Origin of the sequence: Desulfovibrio sp. 86, assembly GCF_902702915.1 — a bacterium.
Classification (GTDB): domain Bacteria; phylum Desulfobacterota; class Desulfovibrionia; order Desulfovibrionales; family Desulfovibrionaceae; genus Desulfovibrio.
The window spans coordinates 1,579,029-1,601,009 of the sequence record NZ_LR738849.1 but is presented as its reverse complement, the minus strand read 5'-3'; the positions used below and the strand labels follow the sequence as shown (position 1 = coordinate 1,601,009).

Genomic DNA, 21,981 nt, shown 5'->3' with positions numbered 1-21,981 from the left:
TGCGGGGGAGGGGGCGTTGCGTGTCCGCCTCACGTGCGCGGGGGGTGGCTGGCCTCGGCTGTGAGAAGCAGCAGGGTCAGGCCGCGATCCACTGGCTGCCGTGTACAGGACAGCGTGCTGAAGCCGACGGCCTTGAGGTCGGCCGCGAGGCCGCCTTCGTCAAAGCCAAGCCAGCGGTCGCCATAGCGGTTGCGCATGGTTTCGTCGGTATGGCGCAGAAAGTCCGCCACAAAAAGACGGCCGCCGGGCGCCATGATGCGGCGTATCTCACGCAGGCCGAGTATGGGGTCGGAAAGATGGTGCAACACAAGGTTGATGCAGGCGAAATCCGCCTCCTGATCGCGCAGGGGCAAATGGCTCAGTTCGCCGATGCGCAGGGAAACGCGGTCGGCCGCAAGGTCTTCGGGAGTAAAACGGCGGCGGCAGATTTCAAGCATGCGCGCGGAACCGTCCACGCCAATGACTCCCTGGGACAGCGGCAGCATGCGTGCCAGCACAGCCCCTGTGCCGCAGCCGAGATCCACCGCTGTGCCGCAGTTTTCCGGCACGGCGGCGCATACGGCGGCGGGCAGGTCAAAGGCTCCAAGAACCTCGCGGTTGAGTTCGTCCCAGTCTTCCGCAATGGCATTGAAGAACTGGCGGGTCTTGAGGGCGCGTTCTTCCAGCATTTGCGCGGCCATGTTCAGGTCTGCCCGCATGGCGGCGTCCGTATGGATAAAGGGGGTGATGGCGCGCAGAAACTCCCGCTCGTCACCGCTGCGGGGCGCTGCGTAAAACACCCACAGTCCGTCGCGCCGCGAAGTGAGCAGGCCGGCTTCGGTCAGGATTTTAAGATGCCGCGATACCCGCGACTGCCCCATGTCCAGAATGCGCACCAGTTCGTTGACCGACAACTCGTAATGCAGCAAAATGTGAACGAGGCGAAGCCGTGTTTCGTCTGAAAGAGCTTTAAAATACAGAAGTGCCATTTGCGTACCCGTAGTAAATCAACTTATGCTGATGCTAATATCAATATATCCGTATATGGTCAACAAGGGCTGGCCGGGCCTAGGCGGTCGCAGGCCGGCATCCCCCCATACAGCGCCTCTGCACGGCGGAAAAAGTCATGACTCCCAAAGTGTTTCGGAAAAAAAATAAATATGCCGAGCCAGTGGCGGCAAGTGAGGTCATGGCCGCGGTCATGGCCGGGCTCGGCGTGGACGCTGAGCAGGCGCAGGCCAGGAGCCGCCTCGGGCATTTGTGGCAGAACTGGAACATGGTCATGGGCGAAGACCTGGCTCCCCTGGCGCGCCCCCTGGGCCATCACCGCGACATGCTGCTCATCGGCGCGGAAGACGCCATGCTGGCGCAAGAACTGCACCTCATGAGCGGGGAACTGCTGGAGCGGGTCAATGCCTTTATGGAAACCCCCTTTTTCAACGGCGTGAAGGTTTCGCTGCTTATGGGCAAGTCGGGGCTGGACGTGACGGCCTGCAACCCCCTGCCGGATGAAGATATGGGCTGGCGCGCTCCCAGGGCCGTCATTCCTGATCCCGTGCAGGCCAGCGGCGTGTTTCTGGCGGAAATGGCCCCGGATTCACCCGTGGCGCGGGCGTACTCCCGCTTTGCGGAACGCCGGGCCCGCAGCAAGCGCTGAAGGCTGGCACGCGGGCTGGCGCGCGGGCAACCACGCGAGCCTTCTCGCAAGCAACCACGCAAGCAAGCACGCGAGCATCTGCGCAAGCAAGCACGCGAGCATCTGCGCGGGCAGGCACGCGAGCATCTGCGCGGGCATCCGCACGGGCAGGCAGGACTCTGAGTGAGCCAGACCTGAACTGGCCAGACCTGAACTGACAAGATCCCAACAGACAAAAAACCGCAATGCGACAAAATGTGCCGCCGCTCCTGTGCGGCCTTTGCGCCTTGGCATGCCAAGGCTCTTCGGCAGCCTCATCCTTCCCTCCGTTTTATCCACAGTGAAACGCTCTGTTTTCGGTTGGCGTAAACTTGCCGTCCCTTGTGTGCGTTTCATGAAAAATCGTGTGAACCGCAAGATTGTTTAAAGAAAGTTTAGTTAAAAAATCAATATATATTAATACGATGTAATATGCGCCATTTTTTTCTTCATGCGATTTTGTTGTTTGTTTGCTGCTATTATTGACAACCGTTTGCATGCAGTGCTAGCTTCCAAAAAGCGTTACTCGCCTACGCACAAATGGCGAGCAAGAGCTCGCGGAGGATTGAATGAACGTGCAGAAAATAATGGAAGACATTTGTCTGAAGCACGACAACGGCAGCGACTTGAGTTTTCGTGGCCGACTTTTTTCAGAGTGCTCGTGGTATGACGAAGCACTTGGCACGCTCACCCGTCAAAAGCTTTATGTGACCGACACCAACGATCAGGTATATTATATCGTGCGTTCCTCCGGGCAGGAGCGTAGCCGCCGCGCATATCGTCTTGCCGTGCGTGGTGATAATTGCATTATCCATAACGGCGTGTCCGAAATGTCTTTGCAATTTGATATGCTTATGCTGGCCGTGCGAGGTCTTTGCGGGCTTGAAGCGGGCGCAACGCCGACGCTTTCTATGGTGGAAGAAATGCTCAAGGCGGCTAACGCCTGATTTTCTTCATTTTCTGAAGTATTGAGGGCGGCCCTGAAGGGTCGCCCTTTTGCGTTTTTGTTGTCAGTGTTGTTATTCTAGAGTTTTTCAATAAACCGCGCGGGGTAAGCCGCATTGCCGACCTGCGGGGAGGGCTTTTGGCGCAACGCGCCTGCGCTTGTCGCCAACCAGGTGAACGCGCATCTGTTTTGGCAAGAGGCGCCGCTTTCTGGAATAAACGGGGCGTTTTTGCCTGCTGCTGTATTATGCAGCGTCGTTATGCAGAAAGGGCGGCAATGCTCCGGCGGCGTGAGGGTGCGCGCTTTCCGGGTGTTTTCAGTGCGCAAGGCGTGCGTAACGGCAAGGCGTATTCGCCTGTTCCGCATACCCGATCTGGGGGCTTTTCCGGCTGCCGACGCGCGGTAGGGGCATTGCTGATTCGCCATGTGGAGTGCCTCGGTTCTTTGGCCGCCACCGAGCTCTGCTCACGCAGGCAGGATCACTTACGCTTTTTGACAGCTATGATTTTATACAGAATCTGCAGCACGTTGCAGCACATTGCATATTCGGACGGCTTTAGAGCAGCTAATCTTTTTCAAAGGCTGACTGCCCCCCAAGATAAAGGTTTTAGGGGGAGGGGGCGTGGGGGAGGGACCCTTTTGCAAAAGGGTCCCTCCCCCACAAAGTTTTTCAAGGCGAACGCCCCAATTCTAGTCCGTTGTTTCCGGCAGGGCTTTCTGTCCTTGGTTGGACGTGGTTTCCGTCCGGGGCAGGGGGGTGAAATAGTTGGTGCCCCAGGTGAGGGCCAGAACAAAGACGGCGGCGAACAGACCTATGACCGGGCTCCACAGTGGCGACGCGGAGAGCGCCAGCCGCATGAGCAGGGTGCCGATGACAAAGCCGGAATTGCGGAAGACCGCGTGAAACGCGGGCATATAGCGCTGTGCAATGAGCACCATGGTGATGTCGGAAAAAATCAGGATGGTGTACAGGGTTTCAAAGAAGCTCTGGTCGCTGCCCGTGGTGATAAAAAAGATGACGTCGCGCACGGCCACGCCCATAAAAATGATAAAGAGCACCAGGGCCAGCAGTTTTTTGCTCATGACGTAGCGCATGCGCAGGCTCGGTGATGCAATGAAATGCATCTGCCGCCGGGCGATGCGTTTGTACAGGCCAAGGCAAAGGTATACCAGCAGGGCGCCTGCGCCCGATATGGCAATGTAGAGCACGGGCAGCATGTCGTTGGCCACGCTGACGGGCTCTGGCAGGTGGGCCAGTTCCTTGAAGGCGTTGCGCAGCAGAATGAGGGTGAGGATTTCGAACTGCTTGCCCATGGACTGTGAAAGTGAACTGGGTATGACAAGGATGAGGCTCATGACCTCAAGCACCAGTATGAGCGTAAAAGCCAGGTGGATGGCGTAAAAGTGGTTTTTGGGCGTGACGGATGCCAGCCAGGGGGGCAGGAGCCCGTGGCGGTTGAGTTCAACGCCCAGCAGGGCCAGAAGGTAGACCCACAGGATAAAAAAAGCCACACGCCGCTGGGTTGCGGCACGTTCCCAGAAATGTTGCAACCAATCAAAGGCATCAGTAATGGGCTGCAATCTGTCTATAAACATGTCTTGTCCTACTCCTGCTGGGCTGTGCGTGCGCCATAACCGTTTGCGATGAAAAAGCATAGCCGTACATGGCCAAATGTCAAAGCAGGCTTTGCGGCAATCCGGTGACAGGCTGAATTTTTTTTATGTTCCGCTCGGGCGGCTATGCCCCGCGCGTGGCGCTTTTATTGCCCGCCACTTGCCTTCCGCGCGCATTGAACGTAGAAAAAGGGCTTCCCACAAAACCTGCTGTCTGTCATTCTGATGGATCGCCGCAGTGCTCACGAGGTTAAAACGCCATGCCCCATAAGGGTCCGCATATCTCCATCTCTCCCGACTATGTGGTGAACCGCATTTTGCGCATCAATATCGATGACTTCGCCGAATGGCCAGAGTCTGTGCGCAGCCTTGCCATAGCCATTGCCGAAGAGCTTTTTCTGGTGGCCTACAATCCCTTTATCGATGCCGATACGGTGCGCGACAGCGTGCGCGCGAGCTTCGACAAAGAGTCTGTCTCCTTGGCGCATTATTACGCCACGGCCATTGGCGAAGGCATCACCATGTTCTGGTCGGCGCATGAGGCCGAACTGGAATTCAGGGAAAAGCTCATTGACGCCCTTGGCGACATACTGCCAGCCGAGTGCATTTTGACCAATCCCGGCGCGCTGGTGGAGTCCGCCACCGACGCCACGGACCTGCGCATGGAGCTGCCCCTGCTTGTGGTTGAGCCCGACACCACCGAGCAGGTGGCCGAACTGGTGAAGCTGGCCAATGACATGAAGTTTGCCCTGATCCCGCGTGGCGGCGGTTCGGGCATGACGGGCGGGGCCGTGCCCGCGCGCAAGCGTACCCTTATTGTGAGCCTTACCCGCCTGACGCGCGTGGGGCCCATTGATATGAAGGAAATGACGGTCACCTGCCAGGCTGGCGTCATAACCCAGACTGTCATCAACGCCGTTGACGCCGCTGGTGCGCTTTTTTCCGTGGACCCGGCCTCCAAGCAGGCATCCACCATTGGCGGCAACGTGTCGGAAAACGCCGGCGGGCCCATGGCCTTTGAATACGGCACCACCCTGGACAACCTTTTGTGGTGGCGCATGGTGACCCCCACCGGCGAAATCATCACCATTGAGCGTGAAAACCACCCGCGCCACAAAATCCTTCCCACAGAAACCGCCATCTTTGTGGTCAAGGACGTGAGCGGCGGCGTGCGCAACGTGGTGCACCTGCGCGGGGACGAAATCCGCCTGCCGGGTCTTGGCAAGGACGTGACCAACAAGGCTCTGGGCGGCCTGCCCGGCATGCAGAAAGAAGGCGTGGACGGCATTGTCACCGAAGCCTGTTTTATCGTCCACCCCAAGCCCAAGCACAAGCGCATCATGGTGCTGGAATTTTTTGGCCGGTCAATGCACCCGGCCGCCGTGGTGGTGCGCGAGCTTGTGGCCCTGCGCAACCGTATCCGTGAGGAAGGGGACTACGCCCACCTTTCGGCCATGGAAGAATTCAACGCCAAGTACGTGCAGGCCATCGAATACAAGCGCAAGTCCGAGAAGTACGAGGGTTCGCCCATCTCGGTCATCATCCTTCAGGTGGACGGCGACGACCCCTACCTGCTGGACACCTGCGTGGGCGACATCGTCAGTGTGGTGGAGCAGCAGGATAACGTGGACATCATCGTGGCCGCCGACGACAAGGAAGGCGAGCGCTTCTGGGAAGACCGCCACAAGCTTTCGGCTATCGCCAAACGCACTTCGGGCTTCAAGCTCAATGAAGACGTGGTCATTCCTATGGATCGCATCCCGGATTTCGCGCTCTTTCTTGAGCAGATCAATCTGGAATGCACGGCTACGGCCTACCGCCACGCGCTTCAGGAAGTGGGGCGGCTGCCCGGCTACCCGATGGAAGACAAGGACTTTAACCGGGAATTTTCGCAGGCTTCCAAGGCCGCCTCTGGCGACGTTTCCGCCGCCGACGTGTCGGATATGGAAATGGCCGAGCGGGCCGAGGCTTTTCTGGTCTTCCTGAAAGAAAAATATCCGCACCTGGCCAAGAAGATAACAAAAATTCAGGAATACATGGACGCCAGCCGCATTGTGGTAGCAAGCCACATGCACGCTGGCGACGGCAACTGCCATGTGAATATCCCGGTGAACTCCAACGATGCCCAGATGCTGGAAGAGGCCGAAGAAGTGGCCGCCCGCGTCATGGCCGAGTGCCAGGAAATGGGCGGTGAAGTTTCGGGCGAGCACGGCATTGGCATCACCAAGATATCCTTTTTCAGCAAGGAAAAGATGGACGCCCTGCGCGCCTTCAAGGAGCGCGTGGACCCCCGCGACGTCATGAATCCCGCCAAGCTGGTCTACCGCGACCTGCCCGTGCGCCCCTTTACCTTTTCGTTCAACCGCCTTATCCGCGACATCCGTGAAAGCGGCTTGCCGGACAAGGACAAGCTCATCCACCTGCTCACGTCCATTCAGGTGTGCACGCGCTGCGGCAAGTGCAAACAGGTCTGCTCCATGTGCTATCCCGAGCGCTCCATGCAGTACCACCCGCGCAACAAGAACATGGTGCTCGGCATGCTGCTGGAGGCCGTGTACTATTCGCAGGTCAACAAGGGCCGCATCGACGAGCGCCTGCTCAAGTGGATGCGCGATCTGGTGGAACACTGCACGGCCTGTGGACGCTGCATGGCCAACTGCCCGGTGAAAATCCCCTCCGGCGAGGTGGCTTTGACCCTGCGCGCCCTGCTGGAGCACGAGGGCGCGGGCGGGCATCCCATCAAGGGACGCGCGCTGGAATGGCTCGGACGCGATATTGCCCACCGTGCGCCCAAGGCCGCCAAGATGGCCTCTCTGGGCCAGAAGATGCAGAACAAGTTTCTTGGCTTTGTGCCCGATGTGTGGAAGCGCCGCATGCAGAGCCCGCTCTTTTCCGGGCGCGGCCCCAAGATGGGCTACACAAACCTTTATGAATCCCTCAAATTGCACAGGGGCGCGGTGTTCGCGCCAGCCGAGCCCACGCCCGGCATGCCGCTGGTGCTGTATTTTCCCGGTTGCGGCGGCGCCCTCTTCTATGACCGCATTGGCGTTTCGTCCATAATGCTGCTGCTCAAGGCCGGTTTTGCCGTGGCCGTGCCCCCCAGGCATATGTGCTGTGGATTCCCCTTGCTGGCCGCTGGCATGGATACGGCCTTTGAAGACAACATGGCCCAGAACCGTCAGTATCTGGCCGCCATGCTGCGCAACCTGGCCAAGCAGGGCTTTGACTGCAAGTATCTGGTCACGGCCTGCGGCTCCTGCCGCGACGGTCTGGAACGCATGAACCTGCAGGCCCAGTTCCCTGATCTTGTCATGCGCGACGTGGCCCAGCTCACGCTGCCCCTGCTTTCTTCGGAGAACCTGAGCGCACCCCTGCCCGAAGGCTCCAAGCTGCTCTATCACGGGGCCTGCCATTGCGAGTGGGCCGACGTGCACAAGATCAAGGGGCAGAAGCAGGTTGCCCGCGCCCTGGGCGACTTTACCGGGGCCGACGTGACGCTCAGCCCCGGTTGCTGCGGTGAATCCGGCATGGGCGCCATGACCTCGCCCCAGATATACAACCTGCTGCGCTCCCGCAAACAAAAGCGGCTTGGCGAAGCTCTGGGCGACGACTATACCGGCCCTGTTGTCGTGGGCTGCCCCTCATGCAAGATCGGCATTGCCCGCTGCCTCATTAATATGCATGACAAGCACGCTGTGTTGCATGTGGCGGAATGGCTGGCAGGGCTCATTGACGGCGAGGACCGCAGGCAGAGCTTCCGTAAAAAGGTTAATGAAACTCGCGGAGATGTGCGGGTTGTCAATCTGAAATAAGTGGTTGGTAGGGCGCATTGCGGTATTGCGTGATGCGGTCTGACTGAAGTGGAAATAAAACAAACGCCGCTCCTGTGTGTAGGGGGCGGCGTTTGTTTTGTTTGAATGGCGGAATAGCCGGAATCTTGTGGTTATCTCTTCATAATGCAAGGTTATACTTACGGTATTTCGTGTAGGCCGCCGCGCATACCGCGCCACGCCGTCCGCCGCGCAGGCGGCCCAAACTAAATTAAAGAAAAGCCCCCGTGCCCGCAGGGCACAGAAACCTCCTTTCAAAAGACAGGATCGGCTTTATCCTTCCAAGGCCAACTACAGCGCGAGCACTCCCCTCAGGCCGCCGTACTCAAGCTCCATAGACACAAAACGCAAGTCGCGGGAGAGGCGCTTTGGCACAATGCTCAAAGCGTCTCCCCCGCAGTCAGGAGCAGTTATTTTTGGTTATTTTTTGGCGCAGCGGCCAGCGTGGCTGTTACTGCCGGCTTCGGCTTCAGTAAGGGGTTTGCTCACGGGGTGTGCGTCAAAGTGGGCCATGGCCCGTTTGATGTCGTCGATAAGCAGGTTGCCCATGTCGCGGCTGAAGCCGTGGCGGACGAGCACGCGCATGACCACGAGGTCTTCGCGGTGGGCGGGCATGGAGTAGGCGGGAACCTGCCAGCCGCGCGAGCGCAGGCGGTCGGAGAGGTCGTACAGGGTGTAGTTGACCTTGGCCTTGGGTTTGAAGGCCCAGCACAGGGCGGGGATGCCGCCGCGCCCGTTGTACAGAACCTCAAAGGGGCCAAGCTTGCCTATGGCCTCGCCAAGGTAGCGCGCCGTGTCGTAGCAGTTCTGGTGAATGCGGCGGTATCCCTCCTTGCCGAGGCGCAGCAGGTTGTAATACTGGGCGATGATCTGCCCGCCGGGGCGGGAGAAGTTGAGGGCAAAGGTGGGCATGTTGCCGCCAAGATAGTTCACATTGAAAATCAGGTCTTCGGGCAAATCGGTTTTTTCGCGCCACACGACCCAGCCCACGCCCAGGGGCGCAAGTCCGAATTTGTGGCCGGAAGCGTTGATGGATTTGACCCTGGGCAGGCGGAAATCCCAGCGCAGATCGGGGTCGATGAAGGGCGCGAGAAAGCCGCCGCTGGCTGCGTCAACGTGGATGGGGATGTCCCATCCCTTGCTCTTCTGCAATTTGTCCAGCGCCTTGCTCACTTCTTCCACAGGCTCGTACTGGCCGGTAAAGGTCACGCCAAGGGTGGGCACAACGCCGATGGTGTTCTCGTCGCAGCGTTTGACGGCTTCGTCCGCGTTCATGATGAGGCGGTCTTTTTCCATCGGGATTTCGCGTAGTTCCACATCCCAGTAGCGGGCGAATTTTTCCCAGCAAACCTGCACGGGGCCGCATACCATATTGGGCTTGTCATAGGGCTTGCCAGCGGCCTTGCGCATGTTGACCCAGCGCCGCTTCATGGAAAGTCCGCCAAGCATGGCGGCTTCGCTGGAGCCGGTGGTGGAGCAGCCGAGGGTTCCCTTGGGGTCTGGGGAGTTCCACAAGGCGGCCAGCATATGCACGCAGCGAGTTTCTATCTCGGCGGTCTGCGGGTACTCGTCCTTGTCGATCATGTTCTTGTCAACGCATTCGGCCATGATCTGATTGATCTCGGGGTCTACCCAGGTCTGGCAGAACGTGGCCAGGTTCTGGCGCGAGTTCCCGTCCATCATGAGTTCGTCGTGAATGGCCTGATACACGTCGCGGGGGCGACTTTCATTTTTGGGCATCTCGTAACGCGGCATGGCGTTGGCCATATCTGACGCGGCGTAGGTGTCGTCAAGCACTGTATTACGCAGGGTACTCTTTGCAGTCATGCTCTATTCTCCATTGTTGCCATTGGGTTAAACGCTGTTTTCTGCTTTCGCCTGGAGCTTCCGTCAAGGTTTTTAAAAGCATGCACAAGAAGCGGCATAGCCAGAAACGTGCATAGTCCGCCTGCAACCAGACCTACAGAGGGCGGGGTTGCTGATGGGCAGGTTGTGCGGTGGAAAAATTCCACGAGAAAGGCAAAGGCCACGCCCAAAAAGCCCAAGCCGCTGTAAAGAACATGCCTGTGAATCCGCGAAAGCCCCTCGGCTGCCATCATGGGCAGGGCGTTGAGACTGACCACCGTGCCCACGGACATGAGGGCCATGGTCGAAATGGCTACGGGTTTTCGCTTGGCAGGCATGCAGGCTCCCGGAAAGAGGTTCGGCGTGGACAGGTTGGAAGGCTGTCCACAGGCATTAGCGCGGGTTCTTAAAAGGAATAATTCCAATTAATCAAAGCTAAACATATTATCGTATCTTTGACAATGTATTTACTGACCTATTATATAGGTTAGCATTAGGCGCGTGTTGCACGAATATTTTTTGCGACATGCGCCACAGAGCTGAAAACCTGCCTGTATTTGTTGCTGCCACACCTGATTTTTTGAAATAAATTTTTTTGGCAGTGTTTATGTATAGGTATTAGCTTGGACAAATCACAAAAGCTATTGACCCGGTAAAGGTTTTTACCTACCGTTGCCTCAACTGGTATCTATTATTAATTGCCAGTCCGATAATCAGCAACCCGAAGTTTCTGATTCCAGCCTGTTTTTCTTTCGTTTAGATAAAATCCGCCACAATCATAGCCGAGGAGCGCCATTATGGGAGAAGCAAAAGGGCAATCGTCCGGATCCCAAATGTCTATTGCCACAATTGTGGTAATGAATATCACCGCAGTCGTGAGCCTGCGTTTTCTTCCTTCAGAAGCGGAATACGGCCTGGGGGCAATTTTTTACTTTGCTCTTGCGGCCGTTGTTTTTCTTGTGCCCATGTCCCTTGTGGCCGCCGAGCTTGCCACGACCTATCCCGAAAAGGGGGGCGTGTTCCGTTGGGTGAGCGAAGCCTATGGCCCACGCTGGGGTTTTTTGGCCATGTCCATGCTGTGGATTGAAGTCATACCCTACTTTCCCACGGTGCTGACCTTCGGGGCCGTTTCCATAGCTTTTATGGACCCGCACATAAGCATGGCCGAAACCATTGCCGCCAACAAATGGTACATCACGGGCTTTGTGCTCATTGTGTACTGGCTTTCGGTGCTCATCGCCCTGCGCGGCGTCGGCATCTTTGCGCGGGTTTCCAAATGGTGCGGCATTGTGGGCACCATCATACCCGCAGGGGTCGTGGTCATACTGGGCTTTGCCTACCTGTTCTTCAGCGGCAAGCCGCCCTTGATCGAACTGAGCTGGGGCGCGCTTTTGCCCGACTTTACCAACTTCGGCAATGTCGTGCTGGCCGCCAGCATCTTTCTTGCCTACGCGGGCATGGAAATGAACGCCGTGCACGTCAAGGATATGGACAATCCCACCAAAAAATACCCCATTGCCATCACCATAGCCTCGCTCGGCACGGTGGCCATTTTCCTTCTGAGCACGCTTGGCATCGCCTTTATTGTGCCCAAGCAGGACATCAACCTTACCCAGAGCCTCTTGCTGGCCTATGACCTGCTGTTCAGGTGGATAGACGCCGACTGGCTGGGTTCCGTGCTGGCCGTCATGCTGGCTTTCGGCGTGCTGGGCGGCGTGGTCACCTGGATAGCCGGCCCCAATACGGGCATGCTGGCTGTGGCCAAGGCCGGATACCTGCCGCGCTGGTTCCAGAAGACCAACAGGTTCGGCATGGGCAGCCGCCTGATGATCGTTCAGGCGGTTATCGTGAGCATCCTGTCCATCACCTTTGTGATCATGCCCTCTGTGCAGGCGGCATTCCAGATTCTGTCGCAGCTGACCGTCATTTTGTATCTTGTCATGTACATGCTCATGTTTGCCAGCGGCATCCGCCTGCGGCAGACGCAGCCAGCCCGGCCCCGGCCCTACCGCGTGCCCGCCATGTATCTTTGGGCCGCCCTGGGCTTTTTGGGTTCCCTGCTGGCCTTTGCGCTCAGTTTTGTGCCGCCGGTGCAGATATCCGTGGGCAGTCCGGAGAGCTACGTCATGTACCTTGTGGTGCTGGTGGTCATTTTTGTCGCCATTCCTCTGGTGATCTTCGCCATGCGCAAGCCGGAATGGCGTGACCCCGACTCGGACTTCGAGCCGTTCACCTGGGAGAAGGAAAAGACCCAGAGCCAGCCAGGGGCGCAAAGCCCCGCTGCCGCAAGTTCCCAGTCGTAACGGCGCGGTGACGCCGTACAGGTGCAGGGCGGCGGCGTAGAGAGCCGCCCTGCGCAAAGGAAATGCCCATGCCTGATAGAGAAAAAATCCAGTCCGTGGTGGACAGCGCCCATGCGCAGTACGGCAAGACTCCTGGCGGAGCCAATGCCGACTACATACCCTTTCTGGCCAATATCCCCAGTGATCTTGCAGCGGTGGCCGTTGTAACGGCGCAGGGGCAATGTGCTTCGGCGGGCGACGCGCAGTACCGCTTTGCCATAGAGTCCATTTCCAAGGTCTGCACCCTTGCTCTTGCTCTGGAGGATATGGGGAGGCAGGCGGTACAGGAAAAAATAGGCGTCAGCCCCACGGGGCTGCCCTTCAATTCGGTAATGGCCCTTGAACTGCATGGCGACAAGCCCCTGTCGCCTCTGGTCAACGCAGGGGCCATGGCAGCGGCCAGCCTTGTGAAGGCCGCTGGCAGGGAGGAACGCTGGCAGCGCATCCTGGACATGCAGCGCAGGCTCGGCGCAAAGGACATCGTCATGTCCGACGAGCTAAACAACTCGGAGCAGACCACCAACTTTCATAACCGGGGCATTGCGTGGCTTTTGTTCGCGGCTGGCTATATGTACTGCGACCCCATGGAAGCCTGCGACGTGTATACGCGCCAATGCTCAACCCTGCTGACGACAGTGGAATTGGCCACCATTGGCGCGACCATTGCCGCCAGGGGGCGCAACCCCCTTACCGGTGAGCAGGTGCTCAAGCCTGAAAACTGCGCCTGCATCATGGCGGAAATGACCATGGAAGGCCTGTATGACAGTTCGGGCGCATGGGCCTACACCGTGGGCCTGCCCGGCAAGAGCGGCGTGGGTGGAGGCATTTTGACCATTGTGCCGGGCATTATGGGCATTGCGGCTTTTTCCCCGCCTCTGGACCCTGTGGGCAACAGCGTGCGCGGCCAGAAAATGGCCGCCTTTGTGGCCCGTGAACTTGGCTATAACCTGTATGCGTCCTGACGACACAACAAAGACTCCACATGACAAAGGGCCGCCTGGCATAATCGCCGGGCGGCCCATATCTTTTCTGTGGCGTGAGTTGGATCAGATTACCTTTGAGATGCTACACATTTCAAAGATGTCATGATCTGTTCCCCAGCGTGGAGGGTCTTGAGCAGCAAACGAATGAAATGCGTTAACTGCTTTGCAAGGATTTTTCTGAAAACCCTTGCCGCAAAATGCGCTAGGAGCGGTTGCCGCCCTTGGCAAGGCCTTCGCCGGGCTTGATGATCTTGCTCACGGCGGCCACCATGCCCGCCGCATCGGCTATGTCCGAAGGGATGATGAGGCTGTTGCCCTGCTTGGCCAGCTGGCCGAACTGGGTGATGTAGGATTCGGCAAGGCGCAGTTGGGCAGCGGCCACGGCGTCGTTGCCAAGCTGTTCGCCCACGATGCGCAGTCCTTCGGCCGTGGCCATGGCCACGGTGCGGATCTGCGCGGCTTCGCCGTCGGCCTTGTTGATGACGGCCTGCTTGTCGCCTTCAGACTGGGCAATGGCAGCGGCCTTTGCCCCTTCGGCCAGATTGATGCGCGACTGCATTTCGCCTTCGGACTGGGCAATGACGGCGCGCTTTTCGCGCTCCGCGCGCATCTGTTTTTCCATGGCTTCCATAACGGTGATGGGGGGCGTGATGTCGCGGATCTCATAGCGCAGCACCTTGACGCCCCAGGGCGCTGTGGCGGCGTCAAGAGCCTCCACCACTTCCTGATTGATGCGCGTGCGTTCTTCAAAGGTGCGGTCGAGCTCAAGCGTGCCTATGACGGAACGCAGTGAGGTCTGCGCCAGTTGGATGGCCCCCCATTCGTAATCCGAAATGCCGTAGGCGGATTTGTCGGGCGTGATGATCTGGAGGTAGAGCACGCCGTCGATGTCCACACTCACGTTGTCGCGGGTGATGCAGGTCTGCTTGGGCACGTCCAGAACCTGCTCCTTGAGGCTGCGCTTGTAGGCGATAACATCCACAAAGGGCACAAGAATATGAAAGCCCGCGTACAAAACCTTACTGAATTTGCCGAGCCGTTCCACCACGAAGGCGGATTGGTTGGGCACGACAACCGCTGTTTTGACAAGGACGATGATAACCAATACGGCCAAGAGAAAAAGCCATCCGAAGCTGTTCATGAATTCCATAATTACCTCATGCGTAGAGTGTAGAGCTACGTTACGTGACAACTGCTCTGGCGGCTGCGGGAACGGACGCTCGCCAAAAGGCGTATGCGCGGCGTGTGTGCGCTGTTACACGCCGAAGCGGTGTGCTCCCGGCCTTTGAGAATGGTACTGCCAATGAGAATTTGCGCTGTGTCTGGCAGCACGGATTTGCGTTTGGGCGCGTTTTGCGTTTGGCGCTGAGTAGCGCGCTTGTGGCGGTTGGCTCTGCCAGCGAGGTGGCGTGGCCGTCAACACGGCATGCCCGGAAACTGAAGAAGAACCGGTTCAGGATACGGTCACGGGCTGCACGCGCAGCACAAGCGCATTGCCAGGATCAGCACCCAGCACCAGTACCGGGCTGCCTGCCGCAATGTGCTCGTGGGCCGTGGCGCGCCAGAAGCTGCCGTCAATGCTGATTTCGCCCACTTCGCCGGGGCGCAGGGCCTTGCTGACCACGCCCTGCCTGCCTGTCAGAAGGTGCGGCGCGCACTGTTCCTCGTCCTGTCCGTCGCAGTTCGCGGACGGGTTGCGGCTGGAGCGCCCGCCAAAAACAGCCCGGAGGCGGCGGCGCAGAAACAGCAGGGTAAGAAGGGAAATGCAGATAAAGGCAACAATCTGCCATGCGAGGTCCATGCCCAGCAGCGCGGCCAGGGCGGAAGCCCAGGCCCCCACGCCGAAAAAGAGCAGCACCATGGCCGGGGTCATGAGTTCGGCCACAAAAAAGGCCACACCCACGATAAACCAGAGAAGAGGCGCGTTCATGATATGTTCCGTGCGGCCAGCCGTGTGCGCCGGGGCGGCCTGCCGCTAATTTAGAGCATTTCCACTTTGAAATTGCTCTGGTGACTGCGTGGGCAGTCGCCCGCCGCGAAGGCGTAAGCGCTAGTTATTTGCGCTGTTACACGCCGAAGCGAGCGTGCCAGTAACTTTGAGAATGTCCATTCTCAAAGTTACTCTGTCCCAAGGAGGGGCGGAGGCGCTGCGCCTCCGTGCCCCACTGTGAAAAAACGGGCCGCTACTGTTGCGGGGCCTCGTCAATGTCAATAATGCGGCCCTGAAGCCAGATATAGGCATCGATGGCCATGCCCGCTTCCGGCTCCAGATCGCCCAGAACCATCTTTGACGCATAGATGACCAGGCGCAGGGGCTCGCGGTTTTCAAAGGGAAAGGTGACAAACAGCACCTTGATGGGCATGTTTTCCAGATGGGTGTCCTGCACCTGATCAATAATGGCGCGCATCTGGTATTCGCTGAAATTGCGGCCGGGCATGATCATGTGGCGGTCGCTCACATCCACCTGCAGGGGCGGCACGTCCAGACGGTTTTTGTCGGGATTGGCCGCAAGCCACTGCTCGGCATAGGCTTCGTACTGCGGCCCCTGGGTGATGGTCATATGGTCCAGCAGGGCCTTGCGCACCGCATAGGCCAAACCGGCCACCAGAAAGGTGTGCGTGACGCCGGGGGTAAGGTCTGCCCTGTCACGGCCATACAGCGGGTCAAAAAACCACATGGGGTTCTTGCCCTCGATCATGCTGACAGCCACGTTGGCGCCCATGCCGTTTTCCCACGAGTATATACCGTCAACCATAAGGTCATTGGGCAGACCGTCCAGAAGGGGCGTGGCGGAGGTGGGCGTGAGCTTTTCGCCTTCCTCGCCTGTCATCAGCACCGAGGCGCGCACGGGCTGGTCCTGCGGCCAGGCCATCAGGATGTGGTCCGTGCTGCCGCGTTTCCACTGCCATGCAGGGCGGGTGCCGCCTTCATGCAGAACCGTGGCCACAATCTGCCCCATAATTTCAGCCGGATTGCGGCCCGTAAGCACTGCCCAGGCATCGCCAAGGCCTTCATAGTGCGTACGGTTCTTGCCTTCTGCAGCGGCCTGGGCGTCTTCGTGCGCCCTGGCTTCGGCTTCGGCATCCCGGCTTGCGGAAGTGTTGTCGCCAGCGGTTTCAGGTGCTGTGTTTTCGATCTTTTTGGACATGGGAGCTTCCTTTACTGCTCTTTCAGCGGCCCGGCCAGGCGCGATGCGCCCGGCCGGGGAATGCTTCAACTCAAGCCTCAGGTATACTGCGCGTTGAGAATGTCCGGCAGGCGGTTAGCGCCTGTCGCCACGGCCGCCACGGTCGCCACGACCACCACGGTCGCGGTCGCCACGGCCCCTGTCGCCGCCACGGTCGCGGTCGCCACGGTCAGAGCGGGGCGGGCGGGCGGTTTCTTCGGGATTCCAGGGATGGCCCTGTTCTTCCAGCAGCACGGCCTTGCGGCTGGCGCGGATGCGGTCGCCATTGATTTCAATGACCTTGACCACCATGTCTTCGCCAAGGCGCGCCACGTCGCCGGGCTGTTCCACGCGGTTAATGTCCAGCTGCGAAACGTGCACAAGGGCTTCCACGTTGGGCAGAACTTCAACGATGGCGCCAATTTCCATGATTTTGCGCACCTTGGCAGTGTAGTTCTTGCCAATGTCGGGGCGCTGGTCATAGTAGGAAACCATTTCGCGGGCCTTTTCAAGGGACTCGGCCGTGGGGGCGAAGATGGACACGCGGCCCGAATCCTCTATGTCCACGGAAGCGCCGGTGGCCGCGGTGATGGCCTTGATGTTCTTGCCGCCGGGGCCGATGATGAGGCGAATGATGTCGGGGTTCACAAAAACTTCGGCATGCTGCGGGGCATAGCGCGAAAGTTCCTTGCGCGGCGAAGCGATGGCGTTGGCCATTTCTTCCAGGATGTGCAGGCGGCCCTGACGGGCCTGCTGCATGGCGGCGCGCATGATTTCCGTGGTCAGGCCCGTGATCTTGATGTCCATCTGCACGCCGGTGATGCCATCGGCAGTACCGGCGATCTTGAAGTCCATATCGCCCAGGGCGTCTTCGTCACCGAGAATGTCGGTGAGCACGATGAACTTGTCGCCTTCCTTGATGAGGCCCATGGCCACACCGGCCACGGGGGCGGTCACGGGCACGCCCGCGTCCATGAGGGAGAGCGAACCGCCGCAGACGGCGGCCATTGACGAGGAACCGTTGGATTCCATCGTTTCGGACACCACGCGCAGGGTGAAGGGAAAGTCCGTCGCAGTGGGCAGCACGGGACGCAGGGACTTTTCAGCCAGAGCGCCGTGGCCGATTTCGCGGCGGGACACGCGCACGGGCTTCACTTCGCCCACGGAGAAGGGCGGGAAGTTGTAGTGCAGCATGAAGCGCTTGGTGACGTCGCCGGTGAGGGAGTCCATGCGCTGCTCATCAGTGGAGGAGCCGAGGGTGGCTACCACCAGGGACTTGGTTTCGCCACGGCGGAACAGGGCGGAACCGTGAGCGCGGGGCAAAAGGCCGGTCTGGATCTGAATGGGGCGCACCGTGGTGGTGTCGCGGCCGTCAATGCGCGTGCCTTCGTTGACAATGCGGGCGCGCACCAACTTCTTTTCAAGGCCAGCCAGAATGTCGCCCACAGACTTGAGGGCGGCTTCGTTTTCAGCCCAGGTGGCGTCGGCTTTGAGGGCCTCCATCACCTTGGTTTTCACTTCTTTGCGAGCGTCCTTGCGGGGCATTTTTTCCGGCACGCGCAGGGCTTGTTCCATGCCGTTGGCAAGGGCCAGCTCATGCACGAGGGCCACCAGGGCCGCGTCGTCTTCATGCGGGGTAAAGGCCATCTTGGGCTTGCCGCAAAGCTCGCGCAGCTTGTGCTGGATTTCCACCAGGGGGAGGATCTGCTGGCGGCCCCATTCCAGGGCGTCAATGATCACGTCTTCGGGCACAAACTGGGCGTCGCCTTCCACCATGGTGAGGGCGTCGCCGGAAGCGGCGAAAACGATATTGAAATCGCTGAGGGCCTGCTGCTCGAAGGTGGGGTTAAGCACGAACTGACCGTTGACGCGACCGATGCGGCCACCGGCCACCGGGCCTTCAAAGGGCAGGGGAGACAGCATGATGGCCGCCGAAGCGCCGGTAAGCGCCAGCACGTCGGACTCGTTTTCCTGGTCAGCGGAAATGACGCTGGCAAGCACCTGCACGTCTTCGTTCAGGCCCTTGGGGAACAGCGGGCGAATGGGCCTGTCGATGAGGCGCGCAACCAGGGTCTCACGCTCGGACGGACGGCCGATTTCGCGGCGGAAGAAGCTGCCGGGGATGCGTCCGGCGGCGTACATTTTTTCGGAGTATTCAACGGTAAGGGGAAAGAAGCCCTTGTCGAACTCCAACGGCTGTGAGCAGACGGTGACGAGCACCACGGTGCCGCCGCACTGGATCCAGACTTCACCGTGGGCCTGATTGGCCATACGGCCGGTTTCCAGAATAACTTCCTTGCCGCCGACCTGGCAGGTGAGGCGGGTGGGATTGAAAATATCTTGTAACATGTAAAATCCTTTGCATGGGCGAAGGGGATTCCGGCAAAAGCGGGCAAAGTGGCGTGTCCCTGCCTGATTTTCCCGGACCCCCCTTCTGGCGTTGCGCCCCATGGGGGCAGTTTGCGTGCAGCAGAGCATTTTCACCTTGAAAGTGCTCTGGCGAGTGCGCGGGCAGTCGCCCGTTGCGAAAGCGTAAGCGCAGCTTCAAATGACACTTTGAAAAGCAGAGCGTTTCAAAGGCAAGCTGCTCTAAGTTGCAAGGGGGAAGCCTCAGGCTTCCCCCTTGCAGCCAAAAACCTTACTTGCGCAGGCCAAGCTTCTCAATCAGCGCGCGGTAGCGCTGAATGTCGGTCTTCTTCAGGTAGTTCAGAATATTGCGGCGACGGCCAACAAGCTTCAGCAGGCCCGTGCGGGAGTGAAAGTCCTTCTTGTGCTCTTTGAAGTGACCGGTGAGGTCTTCAATACGGGCAGTAAGCAGGGCAACCTGCACTTCCGGGGAGCCGGTGTCGCCTTCATGTTTGGCGTGGGCGTCAATGACCGCTTTCTTCTGAGTTACATCCATTACCACAGCAGTTCTCCTTGAGTAAGGCTGTTACGGGCGAGAAGGCCCTTAGTTCCAAAGTCCCCGCAACACGGCCCAGCAGGGCCCGGCGGCTGTTGCTTCGCGTTTGGCCAGAGCCAGGGCCTGGCCCTGTTCCATCAAAAACGCGAGGTCTTCGCCGTCGCCGGAGTCAGCTTGTGGCGTCCGGCAGGGCACCGCGATGCCGTTGCGCACGCGGGCGGCTTCTTCCAGCGTCAGATCCACCCTGGGCCAGTGCGGCAGCGCATCCTCCACAGGGATGACGCAGCCAGGCAACAGGGTGGGATCAGCCGTGAAGTCCGCCGGATCGCGGGCCACATCGAGGCCGAAGGGGTGACTATACTCCCGGGTCAGTTCCGTGAGCACGGCTCCGCAACCAAGTCGCATCCCCAAGCTGTGGGCCAGGGAGCGTATATAGGTGCCGGAACTGCATGCGACCCGAAAGCTCACAAACGGCAGGCTTGTTTCAAGCACGTCCGCCTGTGAAATTTTCATGCGTTTGATCTTCTGCGGGGCTTCAAGCCCCTTGCGGGCCAGCTTGTACAGGGGCTGGCCCTCGTGTTTTGCGGCAGAATAGGACGGAACGGCTTGTTCCGTCAGATCAAGCCAGGACGCCACTTCGCGTCTGACGTCTTCTACGCCGATATGCTGCCAGGGGGTTTCTTCAAGTACCTGGCCTTCGATATCCCAGGTATCCGTGGTTTGCCCAAGGCGCAACACGCCGCTATACACCTTGCCGCCCCCGGACAGAAGGTGCCCGGAAAGCTTGGTGGCCTGCCCCAACAATACCAGCAGCACGCCGGAAGCCAAAGGGTCCAGCGTGCCGGCGTGGCCGATTTTTTTCTGCCCAAGCCTTTTGATGGCTGTGAGGCAGCGGGCCGAGGTGGGCCCGGAGGGCTTGTTGAGCACAAGGACGCCGTGTTGCTGGGGCAGAGCATATGCCTTGCCGTCCCGCAGGGTTGCGGAAGTGACGGCAGTGCCTGACCCGGAACCGGAGTCGCGCTCCGGCGTGCGGGACGGCGATTCCGGCTGGCCCTGACTACGGCAGAACTGTGCTAGTGTATCTTTATTAACCATACGCAAGTGGCAACCATATCCTCTGCTCTGTTATAAGTCAAAAGATATGGCCAGCAACGGCAGGGTATTTTATCCCTGTGCGCTGTGGGGCTTCTTTTGGTGGGTGGATCACAGTGTGCGGCGCTGTGTGCGCTATCTGGCCGTGTTTTTCAAATTGCCAAGATAGAGACCGATGCGGTTCAGCAAAACTTGCCCGGCTTTTTCCAGCGGCATGCGCAGGGTTCCCCCGGCGGCGTTGAAATGCCCGCCACCATCCAGATCTGCGGCAATGGAGCGTACGTCAAGTTCGCCGTAGGAGCGCAGACTGAACTTGCACAGTTGCGGGCTGTCTTCGCGCAGCAGGGCCGCGACCTTGACGCCCTGCAGGCGGCGCAACTGCTCCACAAAGCCTTCCATGTCCTCTTTGAGGGCCTGGCAGCGGCTCAGGTCTTGCAGCCGCACCTGGCAGAAGCCCACCTGCCCGTCATACTCCACGCGGGAATTTTCCATAAGCAGTCCCCACAGACGCCAGCGGCCCAGGCTCCAGTTATTGTCCAATTGCTCCCGCAGCCAGGGCAGGTTACAGCCGTTTTTCACCAGATGCGCGGCCAGCGAAAGCACGTCGCCGCTGGTGTTGCCGTGACAGAAGCCGCCCGTGTCTGTTATGAGCCCCAAGGCCACAGCCAGGGATAGATCGCCGGTCAGGGGAAGCCCCGCCGCCAGGGACACGTAGGCCACAAGCTGGGCCGTGGCGGCTGCTTCGGTAACCACCCAGTTATCCCTGCTGCCCATGCCGTCGCCGCCAAGGTGGTGGTCAATATTCACGCTGTCGAGCTGGGGCAGAAGCCCGGCCAGTTCAGCGCCAAGGCGCTCCGGTTCGCCACAGTCGAGCAGGACCGCGCACCGGGGGGTGAAGGGCGGGTGCTCCAGGGTGGTATGCACCACGGCAGGCATGGGGAAAAAATCCAGATACCCAGGCAGCCTGGGATTGGCGTAAAGCATGAATTCCTTGCCCATGTCACGCAGAATGTGCCCCACTGCGGCCACGGACCCGGCGGCGTCTCCATCGGGGTGGACATGACCGGCCACGACAATCTGGTCCATCTGGCTCAGGGCCTCGGCTATCTGACGGGCCTTCTCGGCGTAAGGCCCGGGTATGGCATTAGTCTGCTGCATATATTTCCACCTGACTTTCCACCATTTCTTCCGGGCAGACGGCCTCCATCATCAGCGCGCATTTGTCCATGCGGCTGCGCAGGTGTCCTTCACTGTTGGAAATGGAGACAACGGCCAGCCGCAGGCTGCTCAGGCTGTTTTCTGTGCCTGCTTCCGCTATGGCCACGTTAAATTTATTGCGGGTTTTCTGCTTCAAGCTGTTGGCAACGCGGCGCTTGGCCTTGAGATTGTCGTTGCCGTGCAGGCTGAATTCCACCGTGAGTACTGCCATGAACATGGGTATATACGTATTTGGCGGCCCTTGGGAGGGCCGGTTGATTTTGGCGGCCTGGGCTGTGGCGACCCGCAGGCGGGGCCGTTCTTTGGCGCAGCGCAAACCCGAAATGCAAGCCGGAATTCTGCCCCAAGCGCTTCGGCCAGTTGGCCCGACATCGCAAAAGAGCGCAAG

17 protein-coding genes are annotated in these 21,981 nt (G+C 59.3%); 5 read left to right on the top strand and 12 right to left on the bottom strand.

Annotated features, from left to right (window positions below; genetic code table 11):
- Positions 1 to 29 precede the first annotated feature (29 nt).
- Positions 30 to 968 (bottom strand): ArsR/SmtB family transcription factor, encoded by a 939-nt coding sequence (locus tag DESU86_RS06710; RefSeq protein WP_179980351.1) that lies wholly within the window; start codon positions 966 to 968, stop codon positions 30 to 32.
- Positions 969 to 1,105: 137 nt separating this feature from the next.
- Here DESU86_RS06710 and DESU86_RS06705 point away from each other — a divergent pair, with 137 nt between their 5' ends.
- Both DESU86_RS06705 and DESU86_RS06700 read left to right on the top strand, forming a co-directional pair.
- Positions 1,106 to 1,636 carry a DUF721 domain-containing protein gene (locus tag DESU86_RS06705; RefSeq protein WP_179980350.1) on the top strand — a complete coding sequence of 177 codons (531 nt, stop codon included), beginning with the start codon at positions 1,106 to 1,108 and terminating at the stop codon, positions 1,634 to 1,636.
- Positions 1,637 to 2,223: 587 nt separating this feature from the next.
- Positions 2,224 to 2,601 carry a hypothetical protein gene (locus DESU86_RS06700; protein WP_179980349.1) on the top strand — a complete coding sequence of 126 codons (378 nt, stop codon included), beginning with the start codon at positions 2,224 to 2,226 and terminating at the stop codon, positions 2,599 to 2,601.
- Positions 2,602 to 3,290: 689 nt separating this feature from the next.
- Here DESU86_RS06700 and DESU86_RS06695 read toward each other — a convergent pair.
- Positions 3,291 to 4,196 (bottom strand): hypothetical protein, encoded by a 906-nt coding sequence (locus DESU86_RS06695; protein ID WP_179980348.1) that lies wholly within the window; start codon positions 4,194 to 4,196, stop codon positions 3,291 to 3,293.
- 278 nt (positions 4,197 to 4,474) lie between these two features.
- On the opposite strand from DESU86_RS06695, the gene DESU86_RS06690 reads away from it, so the two are divergent.
- The gene (locus tag DESU86_RS06690) at positions 4,475 to 8,026 is read left to right on the top strand and encodes an FAD-binding and (Fe-S)-binding domain-containing protein (protein ID WP_179980347.1); all 3,552 of its coding nucleotides are present in this window, start codon (positions 4,475 to 4,477) and stop codon (positions 8,024 to 8,026) included.
- Between the two features lie 438 nt (positions 8,027 to 8,464).
- On the opposite strand, the gene DESU86_RS06685 is transcribed toward DESU86_RS06690, so the two are convergent.
- Positions 8,465 to 9,871 carry a glutamate decarboxylase gene (locus tag DESU86_RS06685; protein WP_179980346.1) on the bottom strand — a complete coding sequence of 469 codons (1,407 nt, stop codon included), beginning with the start codon at positions 9,869 to 9,871 and terminating at the stop codon, positions 8,465 to 8,467.
- Positions 9,868 to 10,227, bottom strand: a complete 360-nt coding sequence (locus DESU86_RS06680; RefSeq protein WP_179980345.1) for a hypothetical protein — start codon at positions 10,225 to 10,227, stop codon at positions 9,868 to 9,870. The genes DESU86_RS06685 and DESU86_RS06680 overlap by 4 nt, the downstream gene beginning before the upstream one ends.
- A gap of 495 nt (positions 10,228 to 10,722) precedes the next feature.
- On the opposite strand from DESU86_RS06680, the gene gadC reads away from it, so the two are divergent.
- Positions 10,723 to 12,192, top strand: coding sequence for a putative glutamine/gamma-aminobutyrate antiporter GadC (gadC, locus tag DESU86_RS06675; RefSeq protein ID WP_232088285.1), 1,470 nt, complete (start codon positions 10,723 to 10,725; stop codon positions 12,190 to 12,192).
- A gap of 68 nt (positions 12,193 to 12,260) precedes the next feature.
- A complete protein-coding gene (gene glsA, locus DESU86_RS06670) occupies positions 12,261 to 13,193 on the top strand; it encodes a glutaminase A (RefSeq protein WP_179980343.1) in 933 nt (310 codons plus the stop codon).
- Positions 13,194 to 13,416: 223 nt separating this feature from the next.
- Here the strand turns inward: glsA and DESU86_RS06665 are convergent, their stop codons facing one another.
- From DESU86_RS06665 to DESU86_RS06630, 8 genes are all read right to left on the bottom strand, one after another.
- Complete coding sequence (locus tag DESU86_RS06665) at positions 13,417 to 14,364, bottom strand: SPFH domain-containing protein (RefSeq protein ID WP_179980342.1); 948 nt, start codon at positions 14,362 to 14,364, stop codon at positions 13,417 to 13,419.
- Between the two features lie 303 nt (positions 14,365 to 14,667).
- Positions 14,668 to 15,144, bottom strand: a complete 477-nt coding sequence (locus tag DESU86_RS06660) for an NfeD family protein (RefSeq protein WP_179980341.1) — start codon at positions 15,142 to 15,144, stop codon at positions 14,668 to 14,670.
- 253 nt (positions 15,145 to 15,397) lie between these two features.
- The gene (locus tag DESU86_RS06655; RefSeq protein WP_179980340.1) at positions 15,398 to 16,363 is read right to left on the bottom strand and encodes a hypothetical protein; all 966 of its coding nucleotides are present in this window, start codon (positions 16,361 to 16,363) and stop codon (positions 15,398 to 15,400) included.
- A 114-nt stretch (positions 16,364 to 16,477) separates the two neighbouring features.
- Positions 16,478 to 18,730, bottom strand: a complete 2,253-nt coding sequence (gene pnp / locus DESU86_RS06650; RefSeq protein ID WP_179980339.1) for a polyribonucleotide nucleotidyltransferase — start codon at positions 18,728 to 18,730, stop codon at positions 16,478 to 16,480.
- Between the two features lie 289 nt (positions 18,731 to 19,019).
- Positions 19,020 to 19,283: a 30S ribosomal protein S15 gene (rpsO, locus tag DESU86_RS06645; RefSeq protein WP_179980338.1), complete on the bottom strand. Its 264-nt coding sequence runs from the start codon at positions 19,281 to 19,283 to the stop codon at positions 19,020 to 19,022.
- A 48-nt stretch (positions 19,284 to 19,331) separates the two neighbouring features.
- Entirely contained in the window at positions 19,332 to 20,234 is a 903-nt protein-coding gene (truB, locus tag DESU86_RS06640) for a tRNA pseudouridine(55) synthase TruB (RefSeq protein WP_232088410.1), read from the bottom strand.
- A gap of 276 nt (positions 20,235 to 20,510) precedes the next feature.
- Positions 20,511 to 21,533, bottom strand: a complete 1,023-nt coding sequence (locus DESU86_RS06635) for a DHH family phosphoesterase (RefSeq protein WP_179980337.1) — start codon at positions 21,531 to 21,533, stop codon at positions 20,511 to 20,513.
- Positions 21,520 to 21,810, bottom strand: coding sequence for a DUF503 domain-containing protein (locus DESU86_RS06630; RefSeq protein ID WP_179980336.1), 291 nt, complete (start codon positions 21,808 to 21,810; stop codon positions 21,520 to 21,522). Before DESU86_RS06630 ends, DESU86_RS06635 begins: the two co-directional genes overlap by 14 nt.
- Positions 21,811 to 21,981: the final 171 nt, after the last annotated feature.

What these genes read in the sequence shown, in the direction of transcription:
- DESU86_RS06710 (WP_179980351.1), bottom strand. Translation starts at nt 968, where the DNA reads ATGGCACTTCTGTATTTTAAAGCTCTTTCAGACGAAACACGGCTTCGC.
- DESU86_RS06705 (WP_179980350.1), top strand. Translation starts at nt 1,106, where the DNA reads ATGACTCCCAAAGTGTTTCGGAAAAAAAATAAATATGCCGAGCCAGTG.
- DESU86_RS06700 (WP_179980349.1), top strand. Translation starts at nt 2,224, where the DNA reads ATGAACGTGCAGAAAATAATGGAAGACATTTGTCTGAAGCACGACAAC.
- DESU86_RS06695 (WP_179980348.1), bottom strand. Translation starts at nt 4,196, where the DNA reads ATGTTTATAGACAGATTGCAGCCCATTACTGATGCCTTTGATTGGTTG.
- DESU86_RS06690 (WP_179980347.1), top strand. Translation starts at nt 4,475, where the DNA reads ATGCCCCATAAGGGTCCGCATATCTCCATCTCTCCCGACTATGTGGTG.
- DESU86_RS06685 (WP_179980346.1), bottom strand. Translation starts at nt 9,871, where the DNA reads ATGACTGCAAAGAGTACCCTGCGTAATACAGTGCTTGACGACACCTAC.
- DESU86_RS06680 (WP_179980345.1), bottom strand. Translation starts at nt 10,227, where the DNA reads ATGCCTGCCAAGCGAAAACCCGTAGCCATTTCGACCATGGCCCTCATG.
- gadC (WP_232088285.1), top strand. Translation starts at nt 10,723, where the DNA reads ATGTCTATTGCCACAATTGTGGTAATGAATATCACCGCAGTCGTGAGC.
- glsA (WP_179980343.1), top strand. Translation starts at nt 12,261, where the DNA reads ATGCCTGATAGAGAAAAAATCCAGTCCGTGGTGGACAGCGCCCATGCG.
- DESU86_RS06665 (WP_179980342.1), bottom strand. Translation starts at nt 14,364, where the DNA reads ATGGAATTCATGAACAGCTTCGGATGGCTTTTTCTCTTGGCCGTATTG.
- DESU86_RS06660 (WP_179980341.1), bottom strand. Translation starts at nt 15,144, where the DNA reads ATGAACGCGCCTCTTCTCTGGTTTATCGTGGGTGTGGCCTTTTTTGTG.
- DESU86_RS06655 (WP_179980340.1), bottom strand. Translation starts at nt 16,363, where the DNA reads ATGTCCAAAAAGATCGAAAACACAGCACCTGAAACCGCTGGCGACAAC.
- pnp (WP_179980339.1), bottom strand. Translation starts at nt 18,730, where the DNA reads ATGTTACAAGATATTTTCAATCCCACCCGCCTCACCTGCCAGGTCGGC.
- rpsO (WP_179980338.1), bottom strand. Translation starts at nt 19,283, where the DNA reads ATGGATGTAACTCAGAAGAAAGCGGTCATTGACGCCCACGCCAAACAT.
- DESU86_RS06635 (WP_179980337.1), bottom strand. Translation starts at nt 21,533, where the DNA reads ATGCAGCAGACTAATGCCATACCCGGGCCTTACGCCGAGAAGGCCCGT.
- DESU86_RS06630 (WP_179980336.1), bottom strand. Translation starts at nt 21,810, where the DNA reads ATGTTCATGGCAGTACTCACGGTGGAATTCAGCCTGCACGGCAACGAC.